Below are 21044 nucleotides of genomic sequence, written 5' to 3'. Positions count from 1 at the left end.
CTCAGCGCAGCTCGTCGATGGAGAGGGCCGCGAAGTAGGGCACACCCGCCGCTTCGATCCGCTCCTTCGCACCCGTATTCCGGTCGACGACGACGGCGACGGCGACGGGCTCCGCGCCCACCTCACGTGCGGCCTCAAGTGCCTCGAGCGGCGATCCACCCGTCGTGGACGTGTCCTCGAGGATGACGACCCGGCGGCCCGCGATCTCGGGGCCCTCGACCCTCCGCTGCATGCCATGGCCCTTGGCGGCCTTGCGGACGACGAAGGCGTCGACGGCCAGGCCCCGCGAGGCGGCCGCGTGAAGGATCGCGGCTGCGACGGGATCCGCTCCCATCGTCAGTCCACCGACCGCATCGATCTCATCGGGTCCGAACCCCGACTCCTCGAGCATGTCGAGCATGACGTGGCCGATGAGGGGGGCGGCCTCGTGGTGGAGGGTCGCCCTCCGCATATCAACGTAATGGTCTGACACGAGGCCGGAGGCGAGGGTGACCTCACCCTCGATGACGGCGAGCTCGCGGACGAGCTCGATGAGGCGCTGGCGCTGGGGGTCGTTGTTCTTCACGGGCCCCAGTCTACGTGTGCGGGGGCGCAGGAGCTGAGTCAGATGCCGGCCGCGCGGCCGGAGCGGCCGGGCCCGGCGACCCGGCGGACGAGTGCCCGCGGTGAGAGCCGGAGGATCCCCGCCGCGGCCGCATAGACGGGCGAGGGAGTGACGATGACGCGGCCGCGACGGACGGCGTCGAGGGAGCGGGAGGCCACCCTGTCGACGGGGATGAAGGCGAACTCGGGCCACTGGCTCGCGTCGACGTTGGTCCGTGCGTGGAAGTCGGTGTGGACGAGTCCCGGGCAGGAGACGGTGACGTTGACGCCGTGGGGCCTCAGGGTCTCGGCGAGGCCCTCCGAGAATGTCCGGACCCAGGCCTTGTGGGCCGAGTAGGTACCCTGCGCGGTCAGCGAGGTCATCGACGAGATGTTGAGGATCGCGCCGTAGCCGCGCCGGGCGAACTCGCCCGCCGCGGCGTGGCAGATGATGAGGATGGCGCGGGCCATGACATCCATGCCCTCGAGTTCACGGTCGAGACTGCCGCCGAGGAAGCTCTGGCCAAGCCCGAAGCCGGCGTTGTTGACGACAAGGCCGATGGGGCGCTCTCGGCTGGCGACACGCTCCCCGACCGCGCGGGCGCCCTCCTCGGTGGCGAGGTCGGCGCTGAGCGTCTCGACCTTCTGCCCCGTGAAGGTGCGGATCCTGTCCGCGTACTCCTCGAGGGCCGGGACGTTCCGAGCGACGAGGACGATGTCATTGCCCTCGGCCGCCAGCTGCCAGGCGATCTCTCGGCCGATGCCGGAGGTGGCGCCGGTGACCAGTGCTGTACCCATATCGAGAGCCTAGCTGGAATAATGGCCCGCATGAGACTTGTGACCTGGAATGTGAACTCCGTCCGCACCCGCATCGATCGCGTCATCGGCTTCCTCGAGCGTTCGAATACGGATGTGCTCGCCATCCAGGAGACGAAGTGCCGGGTCGACCAATTTCCGTACGCACCCTTCGAGGAGGCCGGCTACGAGGTCGCCGTCACCGGCCTCAACCAGTGGAACGGCGTCGCCCTCATCTCCCGCGTCGGAATCGAGAACGTGCGCACCCAGTTCGAGGGCCAGCCCGCCTTCGCGAAGCCCGATCAGGAGCCGGTGGTCGAGCCGCGTGCGATCGGCGCCACCTGCGGCGGGATCGACGTGTGGAGCCTCTACGTCCCCAATGGCCGGTCGATCACCGACCCGCACTACGCTTACAAGCTGTCATTCCTCACGGCGCTCGCAGAGCAGGGCAGGTCGCGCCTCGCCGGCGACCCCTCGGCCGATATCGCCCTCGTCGGTGACTGGAACGTCGCACCTCAGGATCACGACGTGTGGGACATCGAGCTGTTCCGGGACAGCCTCTATGTGACCGATGGCGAGCGCCGCGCGCTGCAGTCCGTGGTCGACGCCGGCTTCACCGAGGTCACCCGCGAACACGAGCCCGACCAGTACACGTTCTGGGACTACCAGCAGCTCCGCTTCCCGAGGAACGAGGGGATGAGGATCGACTTCCAGCACTTCTCCCCCTCCCTCGCCGGACGTGTCGCGCACGCGAGCATCGACCGCGATGAGCGCAAGGGCAAGGGTGCCTCCGACCACGTCCCCGTCATCGTCGACATCGAGGACTGACCGATGCCGTGCCCCGCTCTGCCCTCCCACGAGCAGCCCGTCTATGGCTCGGCGCAGCCGCGCCGGGCGGGCACGGCCGCAGGCGTGCTCGCGATCCTCTTCTTCTGGACGGGGACGATTGGGTGCGCACTCGGCTACGTGTCGATCGCGCAGGCCCGCAGGGCCGGGGACTCTGCCTCGCTCGGCATCATCGGCTTTGCGCTCAGCTTCGCCGTGTTCCTCGGCATCTTCGTCTACGTGCTGCTCGGCGTCATCGACGTGTGGGGCGCGCTCTGACGGGGCACTGCCGACTCACCCCGCGGCGCTCAGCGGGATCGTTCTGAGCCTGCGGGCTCAGAACTCCTCGCCCGCCCTCATCCGGTCCGTCAGGCCCGGCCACAGGTCCTTGTGCTTCTGGCCGAAGTCCTCGTCGCCCAGATAGACGCCGGTCAGCTGGACCTCGGGATCGACCCAGAGGAACGAGCCGGACTGGCCGAAGTGCCCGAACGCCGAGGGCGAGAAGGTCGCCCCGAGCCAGTGGGGGTCCTTCGTCGCTCTGATCTCGAAGCCGAGACCCCACGCGTTATCCTGCTGCCGGCCGTAGCCCGGCAGTATCCCGGACAGTTCGCCGAAGCTGGGTGACGTCGCCTCAGCGAGAAGATCCTCGGGGATGAGGGTGGGCTTCAGGAGCTCTCGACCGAAGGCCGCAAGGTCCGCGGCATTGCCCTCGCCCGAATGGGCGGGTGATCCCTCGATGAGGATCGAGGACAGGCCGAGCGGCTCGAGCACCGTCTGCTCGATCCAGGATTGGATCGACGTGCCGACTTTCGTCTCGATGTGCTCTCCGAGAACCTCGATTCCCATATTCGAGTAGACGCGGCGCCGGCCCGGCTCCGACACGGGGCCGCCCTCGTCGAACGGCAGGCCCGAGGCGTGGCCGAGAAGATGGCGGACGGTCGCGGGTCCCGCCTCCTCGTCGAGGTCGAGCAGATGCCGGTCGACGGCGATGAGGGCGGCGTAGGCTGCGAAGAGTTTGGTGACTGACGCGAAGCGGAAATTCCGTTCGATCTCGCCGCGATTTCGGATGACTTTGTCTACAGAACTGAGAATGACGGCTTCCACGTGCTAAGTGTAGGACATGAGCTCTTGGTTGATTGATATGGATGGCGTCCTCGTACACGAGGGCTTGGCACTGAATGGCGCCCGGGAATTCCTCGGGCGGCTCGAAGAGAACGGCATCCCACACCTCATCCTCACCAACAACTCGATCTACACGCCGCGCGACCTCGCGGCGCGGCTCTCTACCTCCGGAATCGAGGTCGACGAGAGCCGAATCTGGACCTCAGCTCTTGCCACAGCACGGTTCTTGGCAACCCAGTCCGACTCCCGCCGCGCCTATGTCGTCGGTGAGGCCGGGCTGACGACGGCGCTGTATGAAGAGAACTTCATCATGACGAACGCAAACCCGGATTTCGTCATTCTCGGCGAGACCCGCACCTACTCGTTCGAGGCAATCACGACAGCGATTCGCCTCATCCAGGCTGGTGCCCGCTTCATCGCCACCAACCCTGACGCGACCGGCCCCTCAGCCGAGGGTGATCTGCCGGCAACAGGCGCAGTTGCGGCAATGGTTGAGAAGGCGACCGGCAGGACGCCGTTCTTCCTCGGCAAGCCCAACCCGATCATGCTCCGCTACGGCCTCAACAGGATGGGCGCGCACTCAGAGAACACATCGATCGTCGGCGACCGAATGGACACCGACATTCTCGCGGGCATCGAAGCTGGTCTTCGTACCCACCTCGTTCTCACAGGCTCAACTCATAGGGACGACATTGCAAAGTTCCCGTTCAGGCCTGAGTTTGTTCACGACTCAATCGAAGACGTCATCGATTTCGTCTAGATAGTTTGACTATCAGGGGCGCCGTGGCCAAGCCACTGGCGCCTCTGTTGCCAGAACCCCGCACACGTCCGCTCCCTCATAACCGTGTCGACGTCGCGATCATTGGCGCTCGTCCTCACTCTCCCGTGGCGGGACGACAACCTCGGGTAGAAGAGGCAAGGACCGTACGTAATCCTCCGCACGACCCACCCATGATCCTCATCGTCCTCGACACCACGCGAGTGAGTGTGCTCGCTGCAGGCCTTGCAGTCAGCGCCAGCCGAGCTCGGGGGCGATGTGGGTGAGGACCGATTCGATGAGGCGAGCGTTAAATTCCACGCCACGCTGATTGGGGACTGTGAGGAGCACCGTGTCTGCCGCCTGGATCGCTTCGTCCTCCGTCAGTTGCGCAACAAGCGCGTCAGGCTCATCCGCGTACGCTCTTCCGAACACGGCCCGCCCCGAGTCGAGGTGTCCGAACTGGTCGTGGCGGCTTCCCGGGATCATGTAGGCACGAGTTTCATCGCTGACGATGGGGATGATCGATCTGGACACAGACACTCTGGGCTCGAAGCCGTGATTGTGCCGCGCCCACTCGCTCCTGAACTCATCGATCTGCTTGCGCTGTTGAACGTGGAACGGTTCGCCCGATTCGTCGTTCTTCAGTGTCGAAGACATGAGGTTCATGCCCTCGCGTGCCGCCCAGCGGGCGGTCGCATTCGATCCTGCGCCCCACCACATCCGTTGCCTCAACCCTTCTGAATAGGGTTCAATCCGTAATAGGCCGGGCGGGTTCGGGAACATCGGGCGCGGGTGCGGCTTGGCGAACTGCTCACCGTCGATGACGTCAAGCGCCCTCTTTGTGTGGGCACGCGCCATGTCCGCCGGGCTCTGGTCCTCTTCTGGAACGAATCCGAAATAGCGGAAGCCATCAATCACCTGCTCTGGCGAGCCGCGCGACATTCCGAGCTGGAGTCGCCCTCCGGTGATGATGTCTGTCGCCCCCGCATCTTCCGCGAACTGTAGCGGGTTGGCGTACCGCATGTCGATGACGCCGGTACCGATGTCGATCCGCTCGGTCCTCGCCCCGATCGCGGAAAGTAGCGGAAACGGTGAGGCAATCTGCCGAGCAAAGTGGTGCACCCGGAAGTACGCGCCATCTGCTCCCAACTCTTCGGCCGCGACGGCGAGTTCGATGCTCTGCACGAGGGAATCTGTTGCGGACCGGACCTGCGACATCGAGTGGTCGGTCCAATGACCAAATGAAAGAAAGCCGATCTTCTTGCCCATAGGGCGTCAACGCACCGGTGGCGCATGCCATTCCCGTCGGAAGACGGAGGTCATCACGTCCGTATCATGTTCTGGACCGGGTGACACGGAGGCTGTCTCTTGGGGAAGATAGGATTATGTTCGCGTGTGTGACGAGGATGACCCGCCCAGCCGGGGATCTTCGCGTGCGAATGTGTAGCTGACGCCTTCGAGCACGACAGGTCTACCGCACCTTGCTCGATGGAACCTTTCAACGGCCTGAAAGCGTAGTGTCAGAGCACGCATCAAAGGAACAATCATGTCGTCAATTTTCGGTGGCCCACTCGTATCCTTCGAGCTCATGCCTCCCCGCCAACCGGGGAGTGCCCCTAAGTTCTGGGGGACGGTCAAGAAGCTCATGGACTTTCGACCCGACTTTGTCTCCGTCACCTATGGAGCGGGCGGAAAGAATGCGGACACCGCGCACGAGGTCATCGCCCAGCTTGTCCGGCACACGCCCGTCCAGCCAATCGCGCACTTCACATGTGTCGGTATGTCACGCGCGGGAGTCTACGAGGAGTTGACGAAATACCTCCGCACGGGCGTCCGGACCTTTCTCGCACTTCGGGGCGATCCGCCCGTCGGGATCCCCAACTGGGCCCCGGCACCAGATAGCCTCCAGTCTGCAGTCGAGCTTGTCGCCGCGATCCGCGAGATCGAGGAGAAGGCCTGCACCGAATCCCCGTCCGCGGCGCTGCGGAACGCTTTTCGCCCGCTGACAATCGCCGTCGCAGCCTTCCCGAACGGCAACCCTGCCGCGGGCACAGGTGTCGACGATGAAGTGAACCGCCTACTCGTCAAGCAGGCGGCCGGAGCCAACTTCGCGATCACCCAGCTGTACTGGGATCCGGACGTTTATGTCGACTTTGTCGCCCGTAGCCGCCGGGCCGGCGTCCACATCCCCATCGTCCCCGGGATCCTGCCACCGGTCGAATCGCGCCGACTCCATCGCACGGCCGAACTCACCGGGATCGTGGCCCCACACGGTCTGCTGGAGTCGATGGAGGAGGCGGAGAGAGCAGACGAGGAGAGCGGTAACACGAGCACACACGCCTACGACATCGGAGTCGCCTATGCGGCATGGTTGGCACGGCAGGCTCTCGAGGCCGGCGCCCCCGGCATCCACCTCTATACCTTCAACCGGGCTGAGCCGTCGCTCGACGTTCTCCGCCGCATCGGCATCACCCACGACGAACGCGACGAGCATGAGCTCCGTCCAGTCCCGACCGCCGCAGCCCACAGTCTCTCCCTCCAATACCAGATTTGATCCTCACGACCATCAAGGGAAAAACTCACATGACACTGTCATCCACCATCCTCGGATATCCGCGTATCGGGCGGAAGCGGGAGCTCAAGAAAGCTGTTGAAGCCTACTGGGCTGGCCGCATTGACGCCGCCGATCTGAAAGCCGCTGAGGACGAGCTCCGCCGGGCGAACCTTGCCCGACTCACCGAGCTCGGACTCGGTGCCGACGACTCCTCAATTCCGGAGAACTCGTCACTGTACGACCAGGTCCTCGACGTTACCCGCATGCTCGGAGCAGCGCCGGAACGATTTGCTGGCCGGAAAGGCCTCGATCTGTACTTCGCTCTCGCTCGGGGTGATGCATCGGTGGCACCGCTCGAGATGACAAAGTGGTTCGACACGAACTACCACTATCTCGTTCCCGAGATCGGTCCAGACACCTCGATCTCCTTCGCGAGCCGCGACATCGTCGACCGGTTTGTGGAAGCCAGGAAGTGGGGATACGTCACCCGTCCTGCCATCGTCGGCCCCGTAACCTACCTCGTCCTGTCGAAGCCCGCAGGCGAGCATGGTCATCCGCTCGACCGGCTCGCTGATGTCGTCGCCGTCTACGAGCAACTTCTCACCGCACTGCAGGAGGCTGGTGCGCACTGGGTGCAGTTCGATGAGCCGGCGCTTATCTCCGATAATCTTACTGAGTCCCGAGCCGACATCGCCCGCCGCGTCGAGCAGGTCTGGACCGGTCTCGCAGCCCGCGAAGATCGACCACAGATCCTTCTCACCGTCCCCTACGGTGACTCAGCTCCCGCGTTCCCCGTCCTCGTCAGGACAGGCGTCGAGGCGATCGGCATCGACCTTGACCGCGGCACATTGCCACAGCCGGAGGTTCTCGCGAGCGCCGGGATCAGTCCCTCGGATCTTGCGGGCAGAACGCTTGTCGCTGGCGTGGTCGATGGACGCAACATCTGGGCGACGGATCTCAATGCCGCTGTCGAGAAGATTGAAGCGGCACGCGCCCTCGGCGCAGACGTTGTCGTCGGCACCGCCACATCCCTCCAGCACGTCCCCCACGACACGGCACTCGAGACGTGGGACGATCCCGAGCTGAATGAGAATCTTCACGCCTGGCTCGCCTTCGCGGATCAGAAGGTTGGCGAGGTCGCCCTCCTCGACCGCGGCATCCGCAACGGCTTCGATTCGATCAGGGACGAGCTCGATGCGAACGCCGCTATTCTCGCCAAACGCGCAGCGACACCGGGTGTCTCGGTTCCTGCTGTCCGCGAGCGCGTTGCCGCCTTAACCGTGGCTGACAGGACCCGAACGGATAGCGCGGAGCGCCGCGCCGCCCAGGCGGCCCGGCTCGGCCTCCCTCATCTGCCGACAACGTCGATTGGCTCATTTCCGCAGACCGCTGAGGTGCGTCAAGCCCGCGCCGCTCATGCTCGGGGAGATATCGATGATGCTACCTACGAAGCGCGGATGAAGGAGGAAATCGAGCGGACGATCCGGCTTCAAGAAAAGATTGGCGTTGATGTCCTCGTCCATGGCGAGGCGGAGCGCAATGATATGGTCCAGTACTTCGCTGAGCTTCTCGATGGTTTTGCGGTGACGAAGCATGGCTGGGTCCAGTCCTACGGGTCGCGCTGCACGAGGCCGTCAATCCTCTGGGGGGATGTGGCGAAGTCGGTTGAGATGACGGTGCCGTGGTGGTCTTATGCCCAATCGCTCACCGACCGTCCGGTCAAGGGCATGCTGACCGGCCCTGTCACGATCATCGCCTGGTCGTTCGTTCGCAAGGACATCCCCCTCTCCAATGTTGCGGACCAGATCGCGCTCGCACTGCGCGATGAGGTCGCAGAACTCGAGGAGGCTGGCGCGGCCGTCATCCAGGTCGATGAGCCCGCTTTGCGGGAATTACTACCACTCGATAGATCGAGACATGCCGAGTACCTCGCATGGTCGGTGGGTGCGTTCAATGCCGCAACTGCGGGGGTCAAACCTGAGACACAGATTCACACTCATCTGTGCTATTCGGAGTTCGGCCAGATTATCGACGCCATCGCGGCGCTCGACGCCGACGTCACGTCGATCGAGGCGGCACGTTCGCGCATGGAGGTGCTGCCTGATCTCAAGGACCACGGTTTCGCCCAGGGGGTCGGCCCCGGCGTGTGGGACATCCACTCTCCGCGCGTGCCCTCGGTTGAGGAGCTGACATCCCTGCTTGAGCTGGCCGTCGAGTCCGTCGATCCGGATCTTCTCTGGGTCAATCCGGACTGCGGCCTCAAGACCCGAGGCTACGAGGAGACAACTGCATCTCTGACCAACCTGGTGGCCGCGGCGAAGGCTGTCCGCGCCACGATCTGAATGACTGACCTGATCTGTCTGGGGCTGCTCGCGCAGCCCCAGACTCATCTACAGTGCTGGCATGGCACTCATCGATGACCTACTGACCAACGAACAGCGACTTTCGACTGGGGACACCGAGTTCTACCGGCAGACCTATCGGCCCGATGCTCTCTTCATCATGCCGAGCATGGTCGCGTCCCTGGACGAGGCAATCGCGGGGCTCAAGCAGTCCCCGCCCTGGGACGAGTATGCGCTGACCAATGTCACCTTGCGGATGCTGGGAACCGATGCGGCAGCGATCATTTATCGCTTCACCGGCAGTCGCGAAGGTCAAACGTATTCGGCCGACATGGTGTCGACGTACGAGCGAGTCACGCAGTGGCAACTCGTACTTCACCAGCAGACACCGCTTGTGTGAGAACCGGGCCTTGCTTTTCTCGGACGTGGCGGAGCTGACCGAGCTTCGTCACATCCCTCACTCCCCTCGTGCATGCCGCACCGCCAGAGCGGAGGGGGCCAACCGCGCGGTGCGGTTGGCCCCTCCTCTCTGGCAGTTCTTAAAGTGCCGTCTCCGGGGAGACAACAGTGAGTGACATGCCCTGACCAAGCTCTTCAGGCGAATCAACCATGACGGTATCGCCATCGCTGACGGTGCCGGCGAGGATGAGCCTGGCGAGCTCGTCGCCGATCTCCCGCTGGATGAGGCGGCGGAGCGGCCGGGCGCCGTAGGCGGGATCGTATCCCTCGACCGCTAGATAGTCCCGCGCACTCGGGGTGACATCGAGCGTGATCCGGCGGCTTTCGAGGCGCTCGGCCAGGTGCTTGACCTGAAGCTCGACGATGCTCGCGATCTCGCTCATGCCGAGCGGGCTGAAGTGGACGATGTCGTCGAGACGGTTGAGGAACTCCGGCTTGAAGGCTCCCTGGACTGTCCTGTCGACGGCGGCCCTCTTCTCCTCCTCGCTCAGCGTCGGGTCCGCGAGGAACTGCGAGCCGAGGTTCGAGGTGAGAATGAGGATGACGTTGCGGAAGTCGACCGTCCTACCCTGACCATCGGTCAGCCGTCCGTCGTCAAGCACCTGGAGGAGGATGTCGAAGACCTCCGGGTGGGCCTTCTCGACCTCGTCGAGGAGGACGACGGCGTAGGGCCTGCGGCGCACCGCCTCGGTCAGCTGACCGCCCTCCTCGTAGCCGACGTAGCCCGGAGGGGCACCGACGAGACGGGCGACCGAGTGCTTCTCCGAGTACTCAGACATGTCGATCCGGACCATGGCCCGCTCATCGTCGAAGAGGAAGTCCGCGAGCGACTTCGCGAGCTCCGTCTTGCCGACGCCGGTCGGGCCGAGGAACAGGAACGAGCCAGTGGGCCGGTTCGGGTCCGCGACGCCCGCGCGGCTACGCCGCACGGCGTCCGACACGGAGGCGACGGCCTCCTTCTGACCGACGAGGCGCTGGCCGATGACGTCCTCCATGTGGAGGAGCTTCTCGGTCTCGGTCGCGAGGAGCCGGCCGACGGGGATGCCCGTCCAGGCGGCAACGACCTGAGCAATCTCATCAGCATCGACATGCTCAGCGATCATCGGTTCGAGCCCATCGTCAGGGGACTCATCGGCCTCGCCTTCGGCGATCCGACGCTCTACCTCCGGGATGTCGCCGTTCTGGATACGGCCAGCATCCTCGTAGCGACCCTCGCGGATCGCTCGCTCGAGTTCCGTTCGGAGCTCATCGAGCTTGACCTTCAAATCACCGACGCGGTTACGGCCGGCTTTCTCGTTCTCCCAGCGGGCGTTGAGTGCGGCCAGATCCTCCGACCTGTCGGCGAGCTCACTGCGAATCTTCTCGAGCCGTTCGGCGCCACTCTCATCGTCGCCAAGAGTGTCGAGCAGGTAGGACTCCTCCATCTTCAGCCGGTCAACCTGACGCTGGAGGGTGTCAATCTCCTCGGGCGAGGAGTCAAGTTCCATGCGCAACCGCGACGCAGCCTCATCGACGAGGTCGATCGCCTTGTCGGGAAGCTGGCGGCCGGAAATATAGCGATCGGACAGCTCTGCAGCTGCCACAAGCGCGCCATCTGAGATCGTCACCTTGTGGTGGGCCTCGTACTTGGGGGCAATACCGCGAAGGATCGCGACAGTGTCCTCGACCGATGGTTCACCAACGAAAATCTGCTGGAAACGCCGCTCGAGGGCCGGGTCCTTTTCGATGTTCTCCCGGTACTCGTCAAGGGTGGTGGCCCCGACAAGGCGGAGCTCACCGCGAGCGAGCATGGGCTTGAGCATGTTGCCCGCATCCATCGACCCATCCGAGCTGCGGCCCGCACCGACAACCGTGTGGAGCTCATCGATAAAAGTGACGATCTCCCCGTCGGAATCCTTGATCTCCTGGAGAACCGCCTTGAGGCGCTCCTCGAACTCGCCGCGGTACTTCGCACCCGCGACCATCGCGGAGATATCGAGTGCGATGAGTCGCTTGTCGCGCAGTGACTCGGGCACGTCCCCATCGACGATGCGCTGGGCGAGCCCCTCGACGACGGCGGTCTTACCGACACCGGGCTCGCCAATGAGGACGGGATTGTTCTTTGTGCGGCGCGACAGCACCTGGATGACGCGACGGATTTCGGTATCTCGGCCGATAACGGGGTCGAGCTTACCTTCGCGTGCGATCTGGGTGAGGTCCTGACCGTACTTCTCGAGGGCGTCGTACGTCTCCTCCGGGTCGGGGGAATCAACCGTACGACCGCCGCGAACCTGACCGAGAACGCCCTGCAGCTGTTCACGGCTCGCACCGGCGGAACGAAGAATGTCTCCCGCGCTCGACTGCGAGGCCGCTAGCCCCATGAGCAGATGCTCGGTTGACACGTAGGCGTCGCCGAGGGCGGTTGCCTCCTTGCCCGCGTCCGACAGGACGAGGCTGAGGGGACGGGAGGCGGCTGGCTGTGCGACTGAACTGCCCTGTGCGCCCGGAAGCGCCGTGAGGGCCGCCTGCACACGCTGGCCGAGCGCGCCCCTATCAACGCCAATCGCGTCGAGCATGCCGATGGCGACACCGGCGTTCTGTCCGAGAAGGGCGGCAAGGAGATGAACAGGTTCGAGCTGAGGATTACCAGCCCGGACTGCCATCTCCAGCGCGGAGGAGATAGCCTCCTGCGACTTGGTTGTCAGCTTATCCATGAAACTCCTTGTGAATGTCGTAATGCTTCATATGCTGGAACGCAGATAAACTTGAGTCTATTCCACTCAACCTTGAACGTGACCTCTCTCGCACGCCGTCCGGCCCTCAGTCCGCCCGTGAGCACATCAGGAGCCGGTTGGTTCGCGGATGGTCGGCCAAGGATCTGCCTCTTCAATATCGCGAGCGAGGGAGAGGAGGAGCGCATCCGCGCCTGGCCGAACCGCGCCGAGCATCGCACCGAAGGGTAGCTCAACGCCGTCGACCTCTGCCCTGTGAACGGGGAGCGTGATTGACGCGTTACCCGTCATGTTCCACACGCTCGCCCACGGCGTGAACCTCATCTGCGCATCGAAGTCGGCCCGCCCATCCGGCACCTTCATGTCACCGGGGTACGCGGGCGGGCCGGACAGCGTTGGCGTGAGAACGATATCGACATCAGCCCAACCGTTCGCGGCTTTTCGGGTCAGGGACTGAACCGCGCTCATGGCAACCGCGAAGTCGGCGGCGCTCAGCTTCCGACCCTCGTCCCGTAGCCACCGTGTCAGTTCGGTGACATTGCCTTCATCCTGCGTTGATAGCGGAATTGCGGCAGCCGCGCCGGTCCACAGGGGCATAAAGGCTAGCCAGTCCTTCGGAGGGAAGGGCCGCGCTACCGTTGTCACCGAATGTCCGAGAGACTCGAGTGTGCCGGCAAGCCGCAGGGCAGCCGCCTCGGCTGAGGGATGGAGATCGACCGAGTCGACATTGAGCGGCTCGAGGAGGAGCCCGACCCGGAGCAGGCCGGTGCTCTTCCTGCTCGCATCGAGGTAGCTGCCAGCAAGATCGAGCACCTCATCGCGCGGCGGGTGATAGCTCTCCCCCGGCCAGCGGACTGCGAGGACGTCGAGCAGTGCCGCTGAATCTTCAACGGTGCGGGTAATGACACCGTGGGTTGTGAGGCCGGATCCGCTCACTCCCGTCGGACCTGGTGAGACAACCCCGCGGGAGGCCTTGAAGCCGACCGCGCCACAGGCTGCAGCAGGGATGCGGATGGAGCCCCCGCCATCCGAGGCGTGGGCGGCGGGCACCATCCCGGTCACGACCGCGGCCGCCGCTCCACCTGATGATCCTCCCGCCGTGCGCGTCACATCCCAGGGGCACCGTGCTGGCGGGCCGATCTCGGGCTCTGTGTAGGCGGGGAAGCTGAACTCCGGAGCCGAGGTCTTCCCGACCGTGAGCGTGCCAGCCTCCTTGAGAAGGGTGACAACCCCGTCATCCGCCTCGGCGATGTTTCCGACGTAGATGGCAGCACCCTGCTCCCAGGGCTGGCCAGCGACGGGAGTGGCGTCCTTAATGGGGAGCGGCACCCCGTCAAATGGGCGAGCCTTCCCTGCGGCGACCCGGATGTCCGTCTCATCGGCCTGCTCGCGTGCGAGCTGCTCGGTCACATGAGCGAACGCCCCCACCTGCGGGAAGGCGGCGATGCGGGCAAGGGTGTGGTCGAGCACGTCGTGGGCCGATACCTCGCCGGCTTTGATGGTCGCCGCGAGGTCGAGCGCGCTCAGTTTATGGATCGTCATAGAACCTCCTCCGCTCATCCTACGGTGCAGGCAACGTCACAGAATTGGCAATCTTCCGTGAGACTGAGGTCCCTAGCGCGGCTCCATTGGTCCGACACGCGTGGTGCGACCAACACCCATTTCCACATGCAAACCTGGAGAAATTGGGCACTCTGCCATATCTTGTAGGCATGAGTGGAAGTGTCGTCCTGGGTATCCCGTCCGTGCGTAGCGATGTGCCGGACGTCGCGAGCCGTCCCGATACACCGCTCCTCACCGACCGTTTCGGCCGGCTTGGCCGAGATTTGCGAGTGTCGCTGACTGACAAGTGCAACTTGCGATGCCAGTACTGCATGCCCGCGGAGGGAATCGATCCGCTGCCTAATGATCGGCTACTGACTGACGACGAGATTGTCCGCCTCATCCACATCTCCCTCACCCACCTCGGGATCGAGGAAGTCCGTTTCACCGGCGGGGAGCCGCTACTACGCAAGGGCCTCGAAGCGATCGTCGGCGAAGCCGCCAAGATGACGAATCATCTCGGGAACAAGCCCGAGTTGTCGCTCACGACCAATGCGTTGGGGCTTGCCAAGAGGGCGACGAAGCTTAAGGCGGCGGGCCTTGACCGGGTCAACATCTCCATCGATTCGATCGACCGCGAGGTGTACGCGAAACTCACGCGGCGCGACCGACTCAAGGACGCGGTCGACGGCGCGAGGGTCTCCCACGAGGTCGGCCTCACCCCTGTCAAGATCAATGCTGTCCTGATGCCGGGCGTCAACGACGATCAGGCCGTGCCACTTCTCAAGTTCTGTCTTGATCACGGCTACGAGCTTCGGTTCATTGAGTACATGCCGCTCGGGCCGCGCGGATCCTGGAAGCGCAGCGACATGATTACCGCGGAGGACATCCTCGGCATGCTCGAGACAGAGTTCGAGCTCACCCCGCTTGGAGATACGGTGCGCGGCACCTCGCCCGCTGAGCTGTGGCAGGCAACCAGCCCCCATCACCCAACCGGCAATGTCGGCATCATCGCCTCGGTCACGCGCCCCTTCTGTGGCACATGTGATCGGACCCGCCTGACTGCCGACGGCAGGATCCGCAACTGCCTCTTCGGAGACTCGGAAGTCGATCTCATGGGCATGATGAGAACCGGCGCGAGTGACGACGAGATCGCGGACCGCTGGCGCGGGGCAATGTGGATCAAGAAGGCCGGGCACGGCATCGACGACGAGGGCTTCCTTCAGCCGGATCGCCCCATGAGTGCAATAGGTGGATAAATGGTAGAGATTCGCTATTTCGCTTCTGTAGCGGAGGCCGCAGGCACCCCGACAGAGCTTGTGACGATCCCGGATGGCATGACGGCGGGCCAGCTACGCTCCCAGTTGGCGCAGCAACGACCTGGCGAGTTCTCACGCCTTGTCGGCATTTCAGCCCTGCTCGTCAACGGCGTGAGCGCCGATGACATCACGGTTCTTCCCGAAAAGGCGAAAGTCGACGTGCTCCCCCCGTTCGCGGGTGGTTAAGTCAAAACTCGTTCGTGGATCGGTCGGCCTCTGGGTCGGCCGATTCTTCTATCTGCCTGCGGGCTTCTGCCCGCCGGTCAATGACGCAACTGAACGCGGCACCAGGCACAGTTTGCATCTCTCGCAGAGGGCTCTGGTTGAGAACCACGTGGCGGCTCCGCTCCGCGCGCCTCGTCGCGCGAGGGACACCTTCGAAACGGCATATCCGCAACGAGCACGTGACGTAATGAAAATATATTCGGCAAATAGTTCACTAATTCGGTCACGACCTGTGCGGGAGCGAGCGAAACCCTGCCATCTCGCCATTTTGCCGTTGCGTCTTGCGCGAATTTGGACGATTGTCGTGGGACCTTAAGCCCTCCTTTTGCCTGGGGAGAACCGAGAACCTGAAGTCACGCCACACACAAAGGAGTTCTCATGGCTTCCGTAACGGACCGCAGGGTATCTAGACGATCATTCATGAAGTGGTCCGGCGTTGCAGGAGGATCTGCAGCACTTGTCGCCACTGCCGCACATGTCGGAATGCCGGCGGTCACGCCCGCAGCCGCAGCTGATGGGATGGAGGGGGTGGATGCAACAATCTGGAACGTATGTCTTGCGAACTGTCAGTCCCGTTGCCCCCTACGCCTCCAGGTCAAGGACGGCACGGTCGTGCGCGTCCTACCCGACAATACGGGTTCCGCTGAGCTGGGTGACTTGCAAATCCGGGCATGCGTGCGCGGCCTCAACCAGCGTGAACGGATCTATTCCCCCGATCGCATAAAGAAGCCGGTCAAGCGCGTTGGCAAGCGTGGTGAGGGCACATGGGAAGAGATCTCCTGGGAAGAAGCCTTCGACACGATCGCGTCCGAGCTTAAGCGCATCAAAGATGACTACGGCAACGAGGCCATCTGGTATCACTATGGCTCCGGCTCGACCGGCGGCAACATCACGAAGCGCGGCACATGGCCGCGCCTCCTCAACACCTACGGCGGCTATCTCGGCCAGTACGGCGACTACTCGACCGCACAGATCACCGCGGCATACCCCTTCCATTACGGAGCCTGGCTCGCCTCGAACTCGCTGGAGGATGCGCAGCACTCCGCCCTGCAGGTCATGTTCGGCAATAACCCGCTGGAGACCCGCATGTCAGGCGGTGGCGAACTCGGCGTCGTCCAGAAGATTCGACAGGACTTCGGCGTGCGGACGATCTCGATTGATCCGCGATACAACGACACGGCGATCGACGCTGATGGCGAGTGGGTTCCGGTTCGGCCTGGCACAGACGCTGCTCTTATCGCGGGCATGATTCACACGATGATCACGGAGGACCTTCAGGATCAGGACTTCCTTGACACGTACTGCGTGGGCTTCGATGAGGACACCCTTCCCGAGGGGGCGCCCGAGAACTCCTCCTACCGTGCCTACCTCGAGGGCAAGGGTTCGGACGGAATCGAGAAGACCCCCGAATGGGCAGCCGACATCACGGGCGTTCCCGCTGACCGGATTCGTCGGCTCGCTCGCGAGATCGCAACAACGAAGCCATGCGCGGTCACGCAGGGCTGGGGAGTGCAGCGACATGCCAACGGCGAGAACGCTGCACGCGCCGTCTTCACTCTCGCGGCCGCAATTGGTCAGATCGGCATCAAGGGCGGCGGCAACGGCGCTCGCGAGGGCAACTACAAGATCCCTGTCGCGCAGTTCCCTCTATTCGACGGTGAGGCGCCCCCGGTGAGCACCCAGATCTCCTGCTTCAACTGGATTGATGCGATCAATGACGGTCCGTCAATGACGGACGTGAAGGATGGGGTGCGTGGCAAGGAGAGGCTCGACGTCGGCATCAAGCTCATGGTCGTCAACGCGTCGAACACCCTCATCAACCAGCACAACGACGTCCACGTCACCCAGGACGCCTTGGGAGACGACAGCAAGTGCGAGTTCATCGTTGTCATCGACCACCAGTGGACACCGTCCTGTGACTGGGGCGATATCGTCCTTCCATCGACAACGAACTTCGAGGAGAACGACCTCATGCCCGGAGGCAACTGTGGCGACATGGGCTGGGCCATGTGGGGCGGCAAGGTAATCGAACCTCTCTACGATACGAAGACCGGGTACGAAATGTGCACGGAGATCGCGAAGCGTCTCGGCATCGAGGATGAGTTCACGCAGGGTCGTAGCCAAGAAGAGTGGCGCACGTGGCTGTTCGACGAGACCCGGGCCGCCTTCCCCGACTTCCCCACGGAGGAGGAGCTCGAGGAATTAGGCGTGTACCGCCATCACAACCCGGATGGCACGACGGTCGCGATGAAGGAGTTCCGTGAGGACCCCGAGGAAAACCCGCTCATGACACCGTCGGGCAAGATCGAGATCTACTCGGCACAGCTTGCGGAATTGGCGGACACATGGGTGTTCGAGGGCGTTACGGAAGGCGATAAGCTCACCGCGCTGCCCGAACACATCGACACGTGGGAGGGGGCTCTCGAGTCTAGGGAGAACAAGGACTACCCCCTCCAGTGCATCGCCCATCATTACAAGGGGCGCACGCACTCGTCGTACGCGAACCTGGCGATGAACCTCGAAGCGCATCCGCAGATGGTGTGGATCAACCCGAAAGACGCAGCCGAACGGGACATTGAGAACGGCGACACCGTCGACGTGTTCAGCCCGCGCGGCCGGCTTCGGACCGAAGCTCGTGTCACCCCGCGCATCGCCCCCGGCGTCGTCTCTGTCCCGCAGGGGGCCTGGTACGCGCCAGATAAGGACGGTGTCGATCTCGGCGGCAACGTCAACACGGTCATGAAGTACCATCCGTCACCGCTCGCGAAGGGCAATCCGGGCCACACCTCGCTCGTTCAGATTGAACTCCACAGCAGGGCTTGACGCGCCTTAGCCTTCTGGGGATGGTTTCCGGGTTTCCTGGGAACCATCCCCTTTTTTTCTTCTCGAGAACGCTGTCGCGATATTCGCCGGGATTTGCCTGCCCACCTCGGGCGCCTCTCTCGCTCCCCACCGATGACACACACGGCCTAAACCATTTCCGCAACACGGTGTTGCCTTAATTAAGGCATGCTACTTTCGCGCGACGAGGACCACCTATGTCTTGAGCCTCCTCCCTGCACACTCCCAGACTGCGACATTTCCGCAGGTTAGAGCGGTATCTCGATAACGAGATGCTTTTGGCAAACCAGGCCAAATGAGAAATCCCGGGCGTTAGACGAAGGTCCTAGACGGTTCTTAATTTCTCCAGCAAAACTGCGATTAGTTCGACAACTAACAAAAAACCTTGGGAGGTTAACAATGTCTATTGTTGAAGCTAGAGGGAGACACGGGCTTTCCCGTCGCTCCTTTGTGAAGTGGTCTGGAGTCGCTGGTGGCACAGCCGCCCTCGTCGCGACTGCTGCTCACCTCGGTATGCCCAGCACAGTGGCTAACGCCGCGGAGGGTATTGACAATGCGGACGCGACCGTCTGGTCTGCCTGCACCGTCAACTGCGGGTCCCGCTGCCCCCTCCGCCTCCAGGTCAAGGACGGCACGGTTGTCCGTGTCCTGCCTGACAACACGGGCGACAACGAGCTCGGCAACCAGCAGGTTCGCGCCTGTGTCCGCGGCCGCTCGCAGCGTCACCGCATCTACAACCCCGACCGTCTTAAGAAGCCGATGAAGCGCGTGCCCGGCACAAAGCGTGGCGACGAGCAGTGGGAAGAGATCTCATGGGAGCAGGCTCTCGACGAGATCGCAGAGAAGATGGAAGACATCAAGGAGCGCTACGGTAACGAAGCCTTCTACATCCAGTACGGCACCGGCGTGCTCGGCACCGTCATGTCGTCCTCCTGGCCTCCGGACCAGAGCCCGCTCGCCAGGATGCTCAACTACTACGGCGGTTACCTCGACCACTACTCGGATTACTCGACCGCCCTCATCACCCAGGCCTACCCGTACTTCTACGGAACCTGGCTCTCCTCGAACTCCTTCGACGATGCAAAGAACTCGAAGCTTCAGGTCATGTTCGGCAACAACCCGCTCGAAACCCGCATGGGTGGAGCGAGCCAGCTGTTCGTCACCCAGAAGACGAAGGAAATCTCCGGAGTCCGCACGATCATCATCGATCCGCGCTACTCGGAGACCGCTGCGGTCCTCGGCGACGAATGGGTCGGCCTGCGCCCCGGCACGGATGCCGCGCTCATCGCCGGCATGATCCACGTCATGCTGGAAGAGGATCTGCAGGATCAGGACTTCCTCGACAAGTACTGCGTCGGCTTCGACGAGGACACCCTCCCCGAGGGCGCTCCCAAGAACTCGTCGTACCGCTCCTACATTGAGGGCAAGGGCACGGACGGTGTCGAGAAGACCCCCGAGTGGGCATCCGACATCACCGGCGTTCCGGCCCAGAAGATCAGGCAGCTCGCTCGTGAGATCGCCAACGCAAAGCCGGCCGCGATCACGCAGGGTTGGGGCTCGCAGCGTCACGCCAACGGTGAGAACACCGCTCGCGCAATCTTCCTCCTCGCAGCAGTGACCGGCAACGTCGGTATCGCTGGCGGCGGCACCGGCGCCCGCGAATCCGCTCAGGGTCTCGGCATCGCCAGCCCCTTCTACACGGAGATGAAGCCCAACGCATCGAACAAGATCATCTCGGTCTTCGGTTGGATGGACGCCATCGAGCACGGCCCCGCTCTCAACACCTTCAACGCAGGTGTGTGCGAGAAGGTCGCCCCCGGTGTCCGCGCCAACAAGGTCCCGGTCGACGACGATGGCAACCCGACGAACATCAGCCTCGAGGTCCCGATCAAGGCTCTATTCCAGTACGGCTCGAACTCGCTCGTCAACCAGACCGGCGATAACAACCGCACTGTCAAGCTCCTCCAGGATGAGTCGCTCGCCGAGCTGGTCGTGACCTGCGATATCCAGTACACGGTCTCGGCCCGCTACTCCGACTACCTCCTCCCCGGCACGTCCACCGCCGAGGAAGCCGACATCCACCCTGGCGAGGGCTCGGGCCCCATGGCCTACGGCATCATCTCTACCCAGGCGATCGACCCGCTGTACGAGTGCAAGTCGATGTACGACATCTGCACCGAGCTCGCCGACAGGCTCGGCATCAAGGACGAGTTCACGGGCGGCAAGACTCGCGAAGAGTGGCTCCAGGCCACCATCGATGCCAGCCGTGAGGCAGATCCTGAGCTTCCGACCTACGAGGAGTGGAAGGAGATGGGAATCTACCGCAGGAACGCTGGCCCGATCGTGTCGGCCGCCGACTTCCGCGAGGATCCCGAAGCGAACCCGCTTCCGACCCCCTCCGGCAAGATCGAGGTCTACTCGAGCCGCCTCGCAGCCATGGCTGAGAAGTGGGAGTTCGGCGTCTTCCGGCCCGAGCTCGAGGGCGACAAGCTGACCGCACTGCCCGAATACACCGAGGTCTGGGAAGGCGTACACGAGGCTCGCTCCTCGGAGAAGTACCCACTCCAGGTCATCGGCCACCACTACAAGGCCCGCACCCACTCCAGCTACGGCAACGTTGACTGGATGAAGGAAGCGCACACCCAGTCGGTGTGGATCAACCCGGTTGACGCTGCCAAGCGCGGCATCAAGAACGACGATGAGGTGTTCGTTTACAACGAGCGCGGAACCGTCAGGTTGCCTGCGAAGGTGACCGAGCGCATCGTCCCAGGCACGCTGTCCATCCCCCAGGGCGCCTGGTTCGACCCGAAGTCCGACGTCAAGGCCCCGTCGGATGCCAACCCTGACCTGCCGGTCGACATCGCCGGTTCGGTCAACACCCTCACGTCGCACCACCCGTCGCCGCTAGCAAAGGGCAACGCCGTGCACACAACAATTGCCAACGTCGTCAAGGCCTGAAAGAGGTAA

The 21044-nt window shown here is 63.5% G+C and carries 16 protein-coding genes; 10 read left to right on the top strand and 6 right to left on the bottom strand.

Annotation, left to right across the window (positions count from 1 at the left end):
* Position 1 precedes the first annotated feature (1 nt).
* On the bottom strand, positions 2-565 hold the full coding sequence (locus H7E91_RS00865; protein ID WP_182353173.1) for a phosphoribosyltransferase family protein: 564 nt from the start codon (positions 563-565) through the stop codon (positions 2-4).
* Positions 566-603: 38 nt separating this feature from the next.
* Entirely contained in the window at positions 604-1380 is a 777-nt protein-coding gene (locus tag H7E91_RS00860) for an SDR family NAD(P)-dependent oxidoreductase (RefSeq protein ID WP_182353172.1), read from the bottom strand.
* Between the two features lie 30 nt (positions 1381-1410).
* Here H7E91_RS00860 and H7E91_RS00855 point away from each other — a divergent pair, with 30 nt between their 5' ends.
* The gene (locus H7E91_RS00855) at positions 1411-2205 is read left to right on the top strand and encodes an exodeoxyribonuclease III (protein WP_182353171.1); all 795 of its coding nucleotides are present in this window, start codon (positions 1411-1413) and stop codon (positions 2203-2205) included.
* A 3-nt stretch (positions 2206-2208) separates the two neighbouring features.
* Entirely contained in the window at positions 2209-2481 is a 273-nt protein-coding gene (locus tag H7E91_RS00850) for a hypothetical protein (RefSeq protein WP_182353170.1), read from the top strand.
* A gap of 57 nt (positions 2482-2538) precedes the next feature.
* Here H7E91_RS00850 and H7E91_RS00845 read toward each other — a convergent pair whose 3' ends face one another.
* Positions 2539-3306 carry a serine hydrolase gene (locus H7E91_RS00845; RefSeq protein ID WP_182353169.1) on the bottom strand — a complete coding sequence of 256 codons (768 nt, stop codon included), beginning with the start codon at positions 3304-3306 and terminating at the stop codon, positions 2539-2541.
* Positions 3307-3322: 16 nt separating this feature from the next.
* Between H7E91_RS00845 and H7E91_RS00840 the strand changes: the two genes are divergently transcribed.
* On the top strand, positions 3323-4084 hold the full coding sequence (locus H7E91_RS00840; RefSeq protein WP_182353168.1) for an HAD-IIA family hydrolase: 762 nt from the start codon (positions 3323-3325) through the stop codon (positions 4082-4084).
* A gap of 249 nt (positions 4085-4333) precedes the next feature.
* On the opposite strand, the gene H7E91_RS00835 is transcribed toward H7E91_RS00840, so the two are convergent.
* Positions 4334-5353, bottom strand: coding sequence for an LLM class flavin-dependent oxidoreductase (locus tag H7E91_RS00835; protein ID WP_182353167.1), 1020 nt, complete (start codon positions 5351-5353; stop codon positions 4334-4336).
* 277 nt (positions 5354-5630) lie between these two features.
* Here H7E91_RS00835 and H7E91_RS00830 point away from each other — a divergent pair, with 277 nt between their 5' ends.
* The 3 genes from H7E91_RS00830 (at position 5631) to H7E91_RS00820 (ending at position 9380) form a co-directional block, all read left to right on the top strand.
* Complete coding sequence (locus H7E91_RS00830; RefSeq protein WP_182353166.1) at positions 5631-6638, top strand: methylenetetrahydrofolate reductase; 1008 nt, start codon at positions 5631-5633, stop codon at positions 6636-6638.
* Between the two features lie 29 nt (positions 6639-6667).
* The gene (metE, locus tag H7E91_RS00825; RefSeq protein ID WP_182353165.1) at positions 6668-8980 is read left to right on the top strand and encodes a 5-methyltetrahydropteroyltriglutamate--homocysteine S-methyltransferase; all 2313 of its coding nucleotides are present in this window, start codon (positions 6668-6670) and stop codon (positions 8978-8980) included.
* Positions 8981-9041: 61 nt separating this feature from the next.
* Positions 9042-9380, top strand: coding sequence for a nuclear transport factor 2 family protein (locus H7E91_RS00820; RefSeq protein WP_182353164.1), 339 nt, complete (start codon positions 9042-9044; stop codon positions 9378-9380).
* A 139-nt stretch (positions 9381-9519) separates the two neighbouring features.
* On the opposite strand, the gene clpB is transcribed toward H7E91_RS00820, so the two are convergent.
* Both clpB and H7E91_RS00810 read right to left on the bottom strand, forming a co-directional pair.
* Entirely contained in the window at positions 9520-12132 is a 2613-nt protein-coding gene (clpB, locus tag H7E91_RS00815; RefSeq protein ID WP_182353163.1) for an ATP-dependent chaperone ClpB, read from the bottom strand.
* Positions 12133-12258: 126 nt separating this feature from the next.
* A complete protein-coding gene (locus H7E91_RS00810) occupies positions 12259-13692 on the bottom strand; it encodes an amidase (RefSeq protein ID WP_206680313.1) in 1434 nt (477 codons plus the stop codon).
* A 170-nt stretch (positions 13693-13862) separates the two neighbouring features.
* Between H7E91_RS00810 and moaA the strand changes: the two genes are divergently transcribed.
* The 4 genes from moaA to H7E91_RS00790 all read left to right on the top strand — a co-directional run bounded on the left by moaA (position 13863) and on the right by H7E91_RS00790 (position 21035).
* Entirely contained in the window at positions 13863-14951 is a 1089-nt protein-coding gene (gene moaA, locus H7E91_RS00805; protein WP_182353161.1) for a GTP 3',8-cyclase MoaA, read from the top strand.
* Positions 14952-15197: a MoaD/ThiS family protein gene (locus H7E91_RS00800; RefSeq protein ID WP_182353160.1), complete on the top strand. Its 246-nt coding sequence runs from the start codon at positions 14952-14954 to the stop codon at positions 15195-15197.
* A 417-nt stretch (positions 15198-15614) separates the two neighbouring features.
* Positions 15615-18059 (top strand): DMSO/selenate family reductase complex A subunit, encoded by a 2445-nt coding sequence (locus H7E91_RS00795; protein WP_182353159.1) that lies wholly within the window; start codon positions 15615-15617, stop codon positions 18057-18059.
* Between the two features lie 417 nt (positions 18060-18476).
* Entirely contained in the window at positions 18477-21035 is a 2559-nt protein-coding gene (locus tag H7E91_RS00790; protein WP_182353158.1) for a DMSO/selenate family reductase complex A subunit, read from the top strand.
* Positions 21036-21044 lie beyond the last annotated feature (9 nt).

The organism is Flaviflexus huanghaiensis, from assembly GCF_014118685.1.
Classification (GTDB): domain Bacteria; phylum Actinomycetota; class Actinomycetes; order Actinomycetales; family Actinomycetaceae; genus Flaviflexus; species Flaviflexus huanghaiensis.
The sequence above is the reverse complement of the archived record's forward strand: the minus strand, read 5'-3'. Positions and strand labels throughout refer to the sequence as shown.

Excerpts from the sequence above, each read along its gene's own strand:
- H7E91_RS00830 (WP_182353166.1), top strand. The coding sequence starts at position 5,631 with ATGTCGTCAATTTTCGGTGGCCCACTCGTATCCTTCGAGCTCATGCCT.
- metE (WP_182353165.1), top strand. The coding sequence starts at position 6,668 with ATGACACTGTCATCCACCATCCTCGGATATCCGCGTATCGGGCGGAAG.
- H7E91_RS00835 (WP_182353167.1), bottom strand. The coding sequence starts at position 5,353 with ATGGGCAAGAAGATCGGCTTTCTTTCATTTGGTCATTGGACCGACCAC.
- H7E91_RS00800 (WP_182353160.1), top strand. The coding sequence starts at position 14,952 with ATGGTAGAGATTCGCTATTTCGCTTCTGTAGCGGAGGCCGCAGGCACC.
- H7E91_RS00810 (WP_206680313.1), bottom strand. The coding sequence starts at position 13,692 with ATGACGATCCATAAACTGAGCGCGCTCGACCTCGCGGCGACCATCAAA.
- H7E91_RS00820 (WP_182353164.1), top strand. The coding sequence starts at position 9,042 with ATGGCACTCATCGATGACCTACTGACCAACGAACAGCGACTTTCGACT.
- clpB (WP_182353163.1), bottom strand. The coding sequence starts at position 12,132 with ATGGATAAGCTGACAACCAAGTCGCAGGAGGCTATCTCCTCCGCGCTG.
- H7E91_RS00850 (WP_182353170.1), top strand. The coding sequence starts at position 2,209 with ATGCCGTGCCCCGCTCTGCCCTCCCACGAGCAGCCCGTCTATGGCTCG.
- moaA (WP_182353161.1), top strand. The coding sequence starts at position 13,863 with ATGAGTGGAAGTGTCGTCCTGGGTATCCCGTCCGTGCGTAGCGATGTG.
- H7E91_RS00790 (WP_182353158.1), top strand. The coding sequence starts at position 18,477 with ATGTCTATTGTTGAAGCTAGAGGGAGACACGGGCTTTCCCGTCGCTCC.
- H7E91_RS00795 (WP_182353159.1), top strand. The coding sequence starts at position 15,615 with ATGGCTTCCGTAACGGACCGCAGGGTATCTAGACGATCATTCATGAAG.
- H7E91_RS00860 (WP_182353172.1), bottom strand. The coding sequence starts at position 1,380 with ATGGGTACAGCACTGGTCACCGGCGCCACCTCCGGCATCGGCCGAGAG.
- H7E91_RS00840 (WP_182353168.1), top strand. The coding sequence starts at position 3,323 with ATGAGCTCTTGGTTGATTGATATGGATGGCGTCCTCGTACACGAGGGC.
- H7E91_RS00855 (WP_182353171.1), top strand. The coding sequence starts at position 1,411 with ATGAGACTTGTGACCTGGAATGTGAACTCCGTCCGCACCCGCATCGAT.